9 protein-coding genes are annotated in these 13448 nt (G+C 51.6%); 2 read left to right on the top strand and 7 right to left on the bottom strand.

The features are described from left to right. The 7 genes from RSC70_RS20420 to RSC70_RS20390 form a co-directional block, all read right to left on the bottom strand. Positions 1-340 (bottom strand): YegP family protein (locus tag RSC70_RS20420; RefSeq protein ID WP_004091895.1); only part of this gene is annotated, 340 nt, incomplete at its 3' end. 173 nt (positions 341-513) lie between these two features. After that, positions 514-1218 (bottom strand): two-component system response regulator BaeR, encoded by a 705-nt coding sequence (gene baeR, locus RSC70_RS20415; protein WP_174705394.1) that lies wholly within the window; start codon positions 1216-1218, stop codon positions 514-516. A 26-nt stretch (positions 1219-1244) separates the two neighbouring features. Further along, a complete protein-coding gene (baeS, locus tag RSC70_RS20410) occupies positions 1245-2627 on the bottom strand; it encodes a two-component system sensor histidine kinase BaeS (RefSeq protein ID WP_008814183.1) in 1383 nt (460 codons plus the stop codon). Next, positions 2624-4048 (bottom strand): multidrug transporter subunit MdtD, encoded by a 1425-nt coding sequence (mdtD, locus tag RSC70_RS20405; protein ID WP_061059746.1) that lies wholly within the window; start codon positions 4046-4048, stop codon positions 2624-2626. Before mdtD ends, baeS begins: the two co-directional genes overlap by 4 nt. Before the next feature lie 97 nt (positions 4049-4145). Further along, positions 4146-7244: a multidrug efflux RND transporter permease subunit MdtC gene (gene mdtC / locus RSC70_RS20400; RefSeq protein ID WP_039188109.1), complete on the bottom strand. Its 3099-nt coding sequence runs from the start codon at positions 7242-7244 to the stop codon at positions 4146-4148. Next, entirely contained in the window at positions 7241-10390 is a 3150-nt protein-coding gene (locus RSC70_RS20395) for an MdtB/MuxB family multidrug efflux RND transporter permease subunit (RefSeq protein WP_061059747.1), read from the bottom strand. The genes mdtC and RSC70_RS20395 overlap by 4 nt, the downstream gene beginning before the upstream one ends. Then, the gene (locus tag RSC70_RS20390) at positions 10390-11679 is read right to left on the bottom strand and encodes an MdtA/MuxA family multidrug efflux RND transporter periplasmic adaptor subunit (RefSeq protein ID WP_008814179.1); all 1290 of its coding nucleotides are present in this window, start codon (positions 11677-11679) and stop codon (positions 10390-10392) included. The genes RSC70_RS20395 and RSC70_RS20390 overlap by 1 nt, the downstream gene beginning before the upstream one ends. A 400-nt stretch (positions 11680-12079) precedes the next feature. On the opposite strand from RSC70_RS20390, the gene RSC70_RS20385 reads away from it, so the two are divergent. Both RSC70_RS20385 and ppnP read left to right on the top strand, forming a co-directional pair. Continuing rightward, positions 12080-13033, top strand: coding sequence for an aldo/keto reductase (locus RSC70_RS20385; protein WP_061059748.1), 954 nt, complete (start codon positions 12080-12082; stop codon positions 13031-13033). Between the two features lie 127 nt (positions 13034-13160). Then, the gene (gene ppnP, locus RSC70_RS20380; RefSeq protein WP_004091927.1) at positions 13161-13448 is read left to right on the top strand and encodes a pyrimidine/purine nucleoside phosphorylase; all 288 of its coding nucleotides are present in this window, start codon (positions 13161-13163) and stop codon (positions 13446-13448) included.

The following is a 13448-nucleotide window of genomic DNA, read 5'->3' as shown; positions in this document are numbered from 1 at the left end:
ACCCGTGCGTCAAATCCCTAATATCTGTTGTCGCACCGTTTTTTACCACCGACTGAATCCCTTTCTTGGCGGCGCTCTCAGAGCTATACATTTCACTGGTGCCGATCACCTGATGGTTTTTCGCTTTGAGAACAAAATAGGGTTGATCGCTGCTGCTATTTTTTATCTCAAACTGTGCTTCGTCGGGTGAATTAGCCTGCACTGAGGCGATGCCATTATCGGCGGATGCTTTACTGGCATACATCTCGCTGGAGAGAATAATCTCACCGTTGCTTGCTTTCAGATTAAAGTGGAACTGCCCGTTCTTCGCTTTTTTAATTTCGTAATAGCCGATTGCCATGGGTATCTCCTTAAATCTACATCGCCGTATTCAATTAACTGCGCTAATGAGGATGGATACTTTTCATGCTAAATAAATCAAGGTAAGTATAGACAATGGCTGAATATTTGCAGGAGAGGACGAGGGAGATAAACGTCGTGCTCCCGCGATGACGCGGGAGCCAGAGTTAACGTTTACAGCACTTTACACGCAGTGCCTTCCCAACGATAACCGATGCCATAAACCGAACGAATAAACGGCTCGCCGTTTTCAAGCTGTTCGAGTTTGCGGCGCAGATTTTTTATATGACTGTCTACGGTGCGATCGGTCACCACCCGATAATCGTCATACAGGTGGTTTAGCAACTGTTCACGAGAGAGTACCGTACCAGGTTGAGTTGCCAGCGTTTTTAATAGCCTGAATTCGGCGGGCGTTAAGTCTAGGAGTTGATCTTGGAAGCTGGCCTGATAGCGATTTTCATCGATGATTAACATCGGTTCTGCATTGGCTTCGGTTCTGCGCACACAGCGCCGCAAAATAGTTTTCACGCGAGCGACGACTTCTCTCGGGCTATATGGCTTACAGATGTAATCATCTGCGCCAATCTCTAATCCCAATAGGCGGTCTATTTCTTCTATTTTTGCGGTTACCATGACGATAGGGACGTCGGAGAAACGGCGGATTTCACGGCATAATGTGAGCCCATCGGTACCCGGCAGCATCAAATCAAGCAGAATCAAATCCGGCGGCGTTTGATGTACATACGGCAGCACCGCGTTGCCATCAGCCAATAGATGAGGCTGGTAGCCGCCAGCGGTGAGATAATCGATGAGGAGCTGACCTAGCTTGGGTTCGTCTTCGACGATCAATACATGTTGCCCTGATGGGTCGATGGCCATACTTCCAGTGATACTGTTCATATCCATTACCTTTTATAGTTTTCCGTATCAAGCGGCAATTGCAGGCTGATGGTTAAGCCTCCCAGTGGAGAATGCTCTGCGACCATTACGCCGCTATGTGCTTCAACAATATTTTGGCAAATTGATAAGCCGAGGCCTGAGCCGCCGCTGGCGCGGTTGCGTGAGCCTTCCGCGCGGTAAAAACGTTCGAATATCTTTTCAAGTTGCTCGTCGGTCACACCGGGGGCGCTATCTTGCCAGTAGAGCTGAAGGGCGGTGTCGCTGATTTGCCCTTTAACTTGCAATTGTCCGTTACCGTCAGTGTAACGCAGGCTATTTTCGAAGAGATTATTGAAGAGTTGCAATAAACGGTCGGGATCACCAAATACGCAGGCTTTCTCCGGTAAATCGAGCGAGAGCGTGATATTTTTTAAGCTAAAACGATCGTGAAATGCACTGGCAGCCAACTGAACCAGATGAATCACATCAATGTGCTGTTTGCGATAGGCCAAGGCACCTGCGTCGGACATAGAGAGCTGGTGCAGATCATTGACCAATTTAGTTAACGTTTCTACTTCGGCTTGCAACGACGCGAGCGAATCCTGCGTCATCTGGCGCACACCATCCTGCATCGCTTCCAATTCTCCACGCAGCACCGCCAGCGGTGTGCGCAGTTCGTGTGAAACATCCGCCATTAATGCTCGGCGCATATGCTCGTTTTTTTCAAGCGTAATCGCGAGCTGGTTAAAATCCTGTGCCAGTTTGCCTAATTCGTCGCGTGACTCCACCTCAACGCGCGTCGAGAAATTTCCTGCTGCCAATTTATGCATGGCGTTGACCAACCGTTTTACCGGTGCCAGCATGCTGCGGGACAGCGCCCATGTCACCGCTGCGGCTAGCAATGTCGCTAGCGCCACAATGATCCAACTGGTACGTCTTTGCTGAAGGTCAAAATTAATATCGGTATTACGCGTTAAACGTTCGGGTGGCGTAGTGACGACCCAACCCACGGTCTGGCCCTGATACATCACGGGTTGGCGTGTGCCTTCACTCGGAATGTCGCCTGGCGGTCCCACCATTTTACGGTTGCGGCTATCAATTACCCAAAACGGTGTGCGCCAGCCGTGTGGGGGGAGCGTATCGTTACCTTCGTTACTTTGTTCGATGTTATGCATAATCTGGAAAATCACGCGGTCATTATGACGCAGAAAACGCCAGTTTCCGGCCTGCGCGTAGCGTTCTTCCAGTTCGGCGGCGAGCAGGCGAACACGTTGTTCATTGCCGTGTTTAATGTAGTCAATAAAGCCGCGCTCGAAACTGACCCGAACGCCCCAGTGCATGGTGATCAGCACCAGAATGCAGGTGGAGAAGATGGCAAGAAACAGTTTGCCGGTAATGCCAAGCTTCATGAGTTCTCCTTGCGGCGACGCGCGGTACGTTCAAGGGTGTTGTTTTCTAAGGTATCGTCCGGTACACGTAAAAACACCAGCGCGGGAAGGGCGATAATCAGTGCGATACAGCCATAAGTGAGCAAAAATGCCTGATGGATCGCCGCGCTGTCAGCGGTGATTTGATGATGAGAGAACAAGCCCAACAGCAGACCGGCAATGCTTACACCAAGGCTCATTGAGAGTTGCATGATCATCGATAACAGACTGTTGCCGCTGCTGGCGAGTTCATCAGGTAAATCTTTGAGGGTCAGCGTATTCATGGATGAAAAGCGCATGGCATTGATCATGCCTTGGAAAAATAACACCACGGGAATTATCCATAGGCTGATATACATCGCGCTCAACGGCAGAGCTAGACTGACCGCCGCTAACGCCAGCGTGGCGCAGACCAATACGCGCCGATAACCAAACTGATTCACTACTCGCACCACGATACGCTTCATGCCCATACTGCCGATAATCATTGGGATCATCATTAGCCCGGCGTGGAACGGCGAGAACCCCATGCCGATTTGCAGAAATATCGGGGTCATGAAGGGCAACATTCCGCTGCCGATACGCCCTAGAAAGCTGCCGCTGAGCCCAAGTGAAAAGGTCGGTGTTTTCATCAGATCTAGGCTAAACAGCGGGGCGTCGCTGCGTTTGGCATGCCAATAATAACTGGCTAATGCGATTCCGCCAGAAAGTACCAAGCCATAAATCATGCTGGTATCTAGTCCGAGCCCTTTGTGGCCGTCGAGTGCCAACGTGAGCGTCGCCATACCAATCGCCAGCATGACAAAACCTCGAATGTCAAAGCGACGAGTTTGCATGCTGTAGTTAGGCATTAGCCATAGGGTGGCGATCGCACCCACAATTCCTACCGGTAAGTTAATCAGAAAGATCCAGTGCCAACTGGCGTATTGCACCAGAAAACCACCTAATGCCGGGCCGACCAGTGGACCGATTTGGCCGGGGAGGGTGACAAAGGTCATCGCTGCCATATATTGGCTGCGCGGCACAATTTTCATGACGGTCAAACGCCCCACTGGAACCATCATGGCTCCGCCGACGCCTTGTAATACGCGGGCCATCAGCAATTGGTTGAGGGTTTCGGCCTGCGCACAAAACAGCGATCCGAGCGTAAACAGGACGATGGCGCTGAAAAAAACGCGTTTTACTCCCACCCGATCGGCAAGCCAGCCGCTAGCCGGTAGCATTACCGCCACGGTCAACACATAGGCGACCACCACCGACTGCATGCGCAGCGGACTTTCACCGAGGCTGGCTGCCATTGCGGGCAGCGCGGTGTTAACGATGGTGGTATCCAACGTTTGCATGAAGAAGCCAAAGGCGACAATCCATAGCTGCCAGCGAACTGAAGCGGATTGTTCAGGCATGGATAAAACTCCGATTGTTTAAACAATAATTTAGGCAAGAGGCATGCCTCCCGCCGTTTTCCGCTCAATTGTCCGGTAATGTGCCGTTGTATGAGGCCTATCTCGGCAGCGGTTTCAGCGTTTTTACTTTGCTAAAACGACTGCGGAGTCGGTCAAAATAGAGATAGACCACCGGCGTCGTGTAGAGCGTTAATAGCTGGCTCATGATCAGACCACCCGCAATGGTTATCCCCAGCGGCTGACGCAGTTCTGCGCCATCGCCGCTGCTAAATGCTAACGGCAGAGCGCCAAACAGCGCCGCCAATGTGGTCATCATTATTGGTCGGAAGCGCAATAAGCTGGCTTGAAATATCGCGTCACGTGCGCTCATACCGCCGTTGCGTTCGGCATCAAGGGCAAAATCGACCATCATGATAGCGTTCTTTTTCACTATGCCTATCAATAACATAATGCCAATCAGGGCAATTAAGCTAAAGGGCGCGCCAAACATTTCCAATGCTAATAGTGCCCCGACGCCCGCTGAAGGCAGCGTCGACAGAATGGTCAGCGGGTGCACATAGCTTTCATACAATACGCCAAGCACGATATACACCGTTGCGATAGCGGCCAGAATCAAAACGATCTGCGAATTTTGCGTATCCTGAAAGACCTGAGCAGTACCGGCGAAAGTGCCGCGTACCGTATTCGGCACTCCTAATGCCGTCATGGTGCGTTCGATGGCGGCTGAGGCATCTGACAGCGCCTTGCCTTCTGGCAGGTTGAAGGAGATGGTTGAGGCCGCGGTTAAGCCTTGATGGTTAACCGACAGTGGGGCATTAGCCGGTTGCCACTTAGCAAAATAGGATAGTGGAATAGCCTTGCCATCGCTGTTGATCACAAACATTTTGTCTAGCGAACTTTCATCCTGCGTATACTCCGGCGCGACCTCCATCACCACGTGATATTGATTGAGTGGTTGATAAATAGTCGAAATCTGCCGTTGGCCGAAGGCGTTATTCAGCAAGCTGTTAGCGTCGGCAACGTTGATACCCAGCCGCGCCATGCTCTCACGATCGTAGGTCAACGCCAGTTCTGAGCCTTTGTCCTGCTGGTCAGAACTGACATCGGCGAGTTCGGGCAGCTTGGCAAATGCGGCTCGGATCTTAGGTTCCCACTTGCGCAGTTCGCTGAGATCGTCGGAGAGCAGTGTGTATTGATAGCTCGCATTTCCCTGACGGCCACCAACGCGAATATCTTGCTCCGCCATTAAAAACAGATTGGCGCCGGGTTCTTTGGCCAGTTTTCCACGTAGGCGAGCGATAACCTGTTGGGCGCTATCTTTACGTTCGCTCAATGGTTTCAATGAGATAAACATCATGCCGCTGTTAGTACTAGAACCACCGGTAAAGCCGGTCACGTTATCCACGTCTGGATCGTTACGCACGATTTTCATGAAGTCTTGCAGCTTACCGCGCATTGCCTGAAATGAAATGCTTTGGTCAGCTTGAATAAAGCCCATCAAACGACCAACGTCCTGTTCGGGGAAGAACGTTTTGGGGATGGAAATATACAGCCAGACGTTTAACCCAATCGTCGCTATCAGGATCAGTAGCACCCAGCGTGCGTGATCCAGCACCCAGCGTAAACTTTTGCCATAGCCTTGTTGGAGTTTCAGCAGCAGCTTGCCGAAGCCACGAATACGTTCCTGATGGCGTGAAGGGCGCTGCTTAAGCAGATAGGCACACATCATGGGGGTTAATGTCAGGGATACCACCAGTGAAATGCCGATCGCCACGGAGAGTGTAACCGAAAACTCACGGAATAGACGTCCCGGCAACCCGCTCATCAATAGCAATGGAATGAAGACAGCGATCAACGACAGACTCATCGATAGCACGGTGAAGCCCACTTCTCGTGCGCCGATGAGCGCAGCTTTTTTCGGTTTCATTCCTGCCTCAACGTGGCGAGAAATGTTTTCCAGCACGACGATGGCATCATCCACGACAAAACCGGTCGCAATGGTGAGCGCCATTAGCGACAGATTATTCAGGCTAAAATCGCACAGATACATAGCGGCAAAGGTGCCGATCAATGAAACCGGTACAGCAACGGCAGGGATCAGCGTGGCGCGGCCCGAACGCAGGAACAAGAACACCACCATGATTACCAATCCCACGGCGATCGCCAGCGAACTTTCTACTTCGTCAAGCGAGGCGCGGATCGTAGGCGAACGATCTTGTGCCACCTGCAGATCAATTGACGCCGGGATCAGCGCACGAAACTCGGGGATCTGTGCGCGTATGCGATCGACGGTTTCAATAATGTTGGCATCAGCGCTACGGCGGATCATGATCAGAATGGCGGGTTTGGCGTTGGTCATGCCGGCATTACGCACGTTTTCGACCGAATCCTTCACGTTCGCCACGTCGCTTAAACGTACCGCCGAGCCGTTGTTGTAATGAATAATTAACGGCTGGTAATCCTGCGCAGTTTTAATTTCATCGTTAGCTTGCACCTGCCAACGTTTATCGTTCGCTTCAATCGATCCCTGTGGACGTCGAACGTTGGCGTTGGCAATCGACGTTCGTACGTTATCGAGCGAAACACCCTGATTAAATAGGGCTTCAGGATTGAGCTCGATGCGTACGGCAGGCAGTGAACTCCCCCCAACGGAAACGTCGCCTACGCCGTCAACCTGCGCGATTTTTTGCGCCAGCTGAGTCGAGGCAATGTCGTAAAGCTTTGCCTGATCGTAGGTGTCTGACGTGAGCGTCATGATCATAATCGGCGCGTCAGACGGATTCGCCTTACGATAGCTAGGGCGGCTTGGCATTCCCGATGGCAGTAAGCTTTGCGCCGCGTTAATGGCGGCCTGTACATCGCGTGCGGCACCGTTGATATCGCGATTAAAATCAAACTGGATAATGATGCGGGTGCTCCCCAGCGAACTGGAGGACGTCATCTCGCTGATACCCGCAATACGACCAAGGGCGCGTTCCAACGGCGTGGCCACCGACGACGCCATGGTTTCTGGCGATGCACCCGGCAAAGAGGCGCTCACCATGATGACCGGATAATCTACCTGCGGTAGCGGAGCAATAGGTAGTAGCTTGAAACCTAAAATCCCGCACAGGGTGATCGCCAGCGTCAGCAGCGTGGTGGCGACTGGCCGATTGATAAATAAAGCGAAGAAACCTTTAGACGGCGAGAATCTCACTGGGTGCTCTCCTGTGGATCTTTCGCTGGATGCGTGTTTCTTGAAACCTTATCAAAGAGCAGGTAAATCACTGGCGTGGTAAACAGTGTTAGAACCTGACTCATCACTAGGCCGCCGACCATACAAATCCCCAGCGGTTGGCGCAGTTCAGCCCCCACGCCGGTGCTTAGCATCAGCGGTAATGCGCCGAGCAAGGCCGCGAGCGTCGTCATCAGAATAGGGCGGAAGCGCAGTAGGCAGGCTTGATAAATTGCATCGTAAGGTGCCATCCCCTGTTCACGCTCGGCGGCAAGCGCGAAGTCGATCATCATGATGGCATTTTTCTTCACGATACCAATCAGCAAAATGATGCCGATAATGGCAATCACATCCAGCTCACTGCCGGCCATAATCAGCGCCAGCAACGCCCCCACACCGGCGGTAGGCAGCGTCGAGAGAATGGTGACAGGATGGATAAAGCTTTCATACAGCACACCCAGAACGATGTACATCGCCACAATTGCCGCCACAATCAGCCATAACGTGTTACCCAAGGCAGATTCAAACGCCAGCGTGGCACCTTGGAAATGGGTGGTGATATCTACCGGCATATTAAGCTGTTGCTCAGTGCTGGTGATGGTTTTCATCGCTTGCTCTAGCGAGTAACCATCGGCAACGTTAAATGACACCGTCGTTGATGGGAACTGATCGACATGGTTAATCGACAGCGGCCCGAAGCGCTCTTCAATGGTCGCGATGGTGTTCAGCGGCACGTTTTTACCGTCTGAACTGGTCAAGTACAAATCGTTGAAGGCGGTTAAGCCGTCGGTATGATCCTGATTATGTTCTAGAACCACGCGATATTGGTTAGCCTGAGTATAAATAGTTGAAATCAGGCGTTGACCGAAAGCGTTGTACAGCGCGTTGTCAACGTCAGCCATGGTAACGCCTAAGCGGCTTGCCGTATCGCGATTGACGTTGACAAAAGCGACCAGACCTTGATCTTGCCAGTCACTGCTTACGTCTTTGAGCATGGGGGATTCTTGCAGTGCACCGATCAGCTTTGGCACCCATGCGCTGAGCTGATCCAACGACATGGCCTGCAGCGTGAATTGATACTGGGTACGGCTCACCTGTGTATCGATAGTGAGATCTTGCACCGGTTGGAGGTACAGCTTAATACCGGGAATTTTGTCGGCCAGAGTTTGTAGGCGCGGGATGATCTGCTGTACCCGATCTTTGCGTTCATCTAACGGCTTGAGATTGATCTGCAAACGTCCGCTGTTTAGCGTTGCGTTGGTGCCATCCACGCCGATAAAAGAGCTTAGGCTCGCAACGTCAGGATCTTTCAAAATCTCAGCCGCCAGTTTTTGCTGGCGCTGTGCCATTTCGCTAAAGGAAACGGACTGTGGAGCCTGCACAGTCCCTTGAATCAGGCCGTTATCCTGAATCGGGAAAAATCCTTTAGGGATAAAAATATACAGTAAAACGGTCAACACCAGCGTGCTGAGCGCAACGCCTAGCGTCAGCATAGGATGATTCAAGACGACTTTTAGCCATTCGCCATATTTAGCAATCACGCGCTCAAAGAAACGTTCGCTGGCGCGGGAGAAACGGTTCTGCTTACGCAGCGATTCGTGGCTGAGCATGCGGGCACACATCATTGGCGTTAGCGTCAGAGAAACCACCGCTGAAATGAGGATTGCCACCGCTAGCGTGACCGCAAACTCACGGAATAGACGGCCAATAATATCGCCCATAAACAGCAGCGGGATGAGTACGGCGATCAGTGAGAAGGTTAACGAGATGATGGTAAAACCGATTTCCCCTGCGCCTTTCAATGCGGCATCGAGCGGTTTTTCCCCTTTTTCGATATAGCGGGAGATGTTTTCAATCACCACAATCGCATCATCCACCACGAATCCGGTGGCAATGGTCAGCGCCATCAGCGTGAGGTTGTTGATCGAAAAATTAAGAAAGTACATGACAGCGAATGTGCCCACCAACGATAGCGGCACGGCGACGCTGGGGATAATCGTGGCCGGAACGTTGCGTAGGAACAGGTAAATCACCATAACCACCAGCGCGATGGCGAGCAGTAACTCAGTTTGCACATCGCTAACGGAGGCACGAATGGTTTCGGTACGATCGGTTAACACCGTGAGTTTAACTGATTTCGGTAAACTTTCCGTCAGCTGTGGCAGTAACGCCTGAATGCTGTCAGCGGTGGTGATGACGTTAGCGCCTGGCTGGCGTTGAACGTTCAAAATAATGGCGGGTTTTTTGTCTGCCCACGCTGCCAGTTTGGTATTTTCTGCCGCTTGCTCAATGGTTGCCACGTCGCTTAAACGCACCGGCGCACCGTTGGAGTAAGCCACTATCAGATCGCGGTAGTCTTCCGCCGATTTCATTTGGTCGTTGGCGGATAGCGTAACCGAGCGCGTCGGGCCGTCGAAACTCCCTTTGGCGGAGTTAACGTTGGCGTTAGCAATGGCAGTACGAATGGTTTCACTGTCTAAACCATAAGCCGCAACCGCCGGTGCATTTAAACGTACTCGAACGGCAGGGCGCTGCCCGCCGGAAAGGGTGACGAGGCCAACGCCGCTGACCTGCGAAATTTTCTGCGAAATGCGCGTTTCCACCATGTCTTCCACCTGCGTCATGGCGACGGCGTCGGAGGTGACGGCGATAGTCATGATCGGTGGATCGGCAGGGTTAACCTTACTGTAAATCGGCGGATAGGGCAGATCGTTAGGAAGAAGATTGGTCGCCGCGTTAATAGCCGCCTGAACTTCCTGCTCAGCGACATCAAGTGACAGGCTGAGTTGGAACTGTAAGGTGATAACCGATGCGCCGCCTGAGCTTTGCGAGGCCATCTGTTTCAGCCCCGACATCTGCCCAAACTGACGCTCTAAGGGGGCGGTAATGGCCGACGTGGTCACGTCAGGGCTGGCACCCGGATAGAGCGTTACAACTTGAATGGTCGGATAGTCTACTTCTGGCAAGGCAGAAACCGAAAGTGAGCGGTAACCCACAATACCGGCAAGCAGGATGGCCACCATTAGCAGCGTGGTAGCAACTGGGCGGAGAATAAACAGGCGAGAAGGCCCGCCGGTGGCGGGGATCTCGTTTTTAGGCTCTTCAGAACCGACAGGCATATGTTGCATTATGACTTGTCCTGTTTACCAGTGGTCTGCTTAGCTGAAACATCTTTATCTTTACCGGAAGTGGCCTGAGTCTGAGCCGCATTTTCTGTGTGCGGAGCAATGACCTCAACGGTTGCACCTTCCGTAAGCTGATCGATACCGTCAGTAACCACTCGCTCACCGGCAGAAAGTCCACCGGTAATCACCACTTCTGATGCGTCACGGGTGCCTACGGACACGGCGTGTTTGCTGACCTGATTTTTATCGTTTAGCACCCACACAAAGCTGCCTTCATTTCCCATCTGTACCGCAGCGGCAGGAGCCACTACAGCGTCGCTTTGAGTCGATACTTTCAAACGAACGTTAACAAACTGATTAGGGAATAACGTGTCGTCTTGGTTATCAAAACGGGCTTTAATTTTGATGGTGCCGGTGCTGGTGTCGATCTGGTTATCCATACTCAGCAAGGTGCCGGTAGTGAGTAAGTGCTGATTAGTGCGGTCCCATGCTTCTACTTCTAACTTACCGTTTTCTTTTTGTGCCTGCTGAATGCTGGCGATATTGTTTTCAGGCAGAGTGAAAACCACATCAATAGGATGTGTCTGGGTAAGCACCACTAAGCCGGTGGTATCACCGCTGGTGATATAGTTACCTTCATCGACCAGCTTCAAGCCGACACGTCCATCAATCGGTGCGGTGATGCGGCTGTAGGTCAGCTGTAGTTTGGCGCTGTCAACGGCGCCCTGATCGGCCACAATGCTGCCCTGAGTCTGAGTCACTAACGATGCCTGAGTATCCAACTCTTGCTGAGAAACCATATTGGTCTTGCTCAGCTTTTGATAACGCGCTAGATCGCGTCGAGCATTAGCTAAAATGGCTTGGTCTTTGGCAAGCTGACCCTGAGCTTGAGCTAACTGCACCTGAAACGGGCGCGGATCGATTTCTGCCAATAAATCTCCTGCTTTCACCTGCTGGCCTTCGGTGAAGTGGATTTTCATCAGTTGCCCATCAACGCGACTACGGACGGTGACGGTATTTGCAGCGGTTACCGTACCTAAACCTGTTAAGTAGTTAGGCACATTGGACGTGCGCGTTTCCGAGGCTTGCACCGGTGCGAGCATTCCACTGCCGCCACGGCGTCCACCGGCTTTCCCCCCCGTTTTGCCTTTCTGTGCCTGTTCTGCGCCCGCGACAGGTTTGTCAGCGTTGCCGCTGCTGGTGTAACGCCAAACAATCACACCAGCCACAACGATAATGGCTATCGCCCACCAAAGGCGTTTACGGGAGGTCGGTTTATTGAAAGCACTCATTGCAGACAGAATTCTCCAGAGAAATATCCGCGCTTATGCGCAAATATAAATATTGGGCGTAGTGGCCCAATCACCCACAAAAATTAGTTACTCATCACAGTTTACTATTCTAGGCCTTAGGCTCGATCTAAAAATGAAGGAAATGTGGAAGATAGGTCAGCGAGCGTAAGACCTTTCTGTAATTAGCCTGATTTGTCTATACCCTGTCATACTTCAAGTTGTCTTTTTGTTGGCCACGTTTACTTACTCGAATCACTGACGAGAGTAAGCTCATCGAGGGGAGCTCACTTGCCGCCCATACCATTCGAATTATTTAGGGTATTTCGTCACAGTGAATAATTAGTGTTATTAGTATTCGTTATCAACGTCGTTTTCACAAACCTTAAGACAGGAGACTGCAATGAAACTACGCGAACTGGGCCGCTCTGGCATTCGAGTACCTACCCTGACATTTGGTGGCAACGTGTTTGGTTGGACGGTCGATCAGGCCACGTCCTTTAGCCTGCTCGATGCTTTGTTGGAGCATCAGTTGAACTTCATTGATACCGCTGATGTTTACTCATCCTGGGTGCCGGGAAATAGGGGCGGTGAATCTGAAACGATTATTGGTAACTGGCTACAGAAAAGTGGCAAACGCGATCACATTATTCTTGCTACGAAAGTAGGCAAACCGATGGGGGAACATCACAAAGGGCTATCGGCGCGTTATATTCGCGAAGCCGTAGAAGCTTCTTTACGCCGTCTGAAAACGGATTATATCGACCTCTATCAGTCTCATGACGACGATCGCGATACGCCGTTGGCGGAAACCATGAATGCTTTCGATGCGTTAATCAAAGAGGGTAAGGTACGCGCCATTGGTGCCTCCAACTACAGTGCTGAGCGCTTGGCGAAAGCGTTGGAGGTGAGCGCTGAGCTGGGATTAGCCCGCTATGAGACAATTCAGCCGGAATATAATCTGTATGACCGCCAGAACTTTGAGCTCGAACTGGCTCCTCTCGTGCAAAAAGAGCATTTGGGCGTCATTAACTATTATGCACTGGCGAGCGGCTTCCTATCGGGGAAATACCGCAGCGCCGAGGATGCGCATAAGAGTGCACGTGGCGATGGCATTGTGGCGAAATATCTCAATCATCGGGGATTAGGTATTCTCGATGCCTTAGAGCAGGTGGCTCATGAGGTTGATGCTTCTCCGGTGGCTGTGGCGCTGGCATGGCAGATTGCTCAGCCGGGGATCACGGCGCCGATTGCAAGCGCGACGTCATTACAGCAGCTAGAAGAATTAGCGTTGGCGGCACGTTTAACGTTGAGCCAGTCGCAAATTGCACTAATTACCGACGCTAGCGCCTACTAAACGTTCAGTAAGTGAGCGCTTGAGGCGATAACTTTCGCTGGCCTCTCACAGTGTGAACTAAGTCAGTGACAGCACCGGTTTTTTCATCCAATATGCAGTAACCCCTTCTCAATACAGGTGCCATAGTATGTTGAATGTAAATGAGTATTTTGCTGGTAAAGTAAAGTCGATTGGTTTTGACAGTGGCAGCATTGGGCGTCAAAGCATTGGCGTAATGGACGCAGGGGAATACACCTTCTCAACCGATAAACCGGAAGAGATGACGGTCATTACAGGTGCTCTGCGTGTGTTGATTCCGGGTGCGCCTGATTGGCAGGTGTTCTCATCAGGAGAAACCTTCTTTGTGCCGGGTCATAGTGAGTTTAACTTGCAGGTGGCAGAGCCAACGTCGTATCTGTGTAAGTATTTGAGCTAA

This window comes from Hafnia sp., from assembly GCF_036648275.1.
Classification (GTDB): Bacteria; Pseudomonadota; Gammaproteobacteria; order Enterobacterales; family Enterobacteriaceae; genus Hafnia; species Hafnia alvei.
The sequence above is the reverse complement of the archived record's forward strand: the minus strand, read 5'-3'. Positions and strand labels throughout refer to the sequence as shown.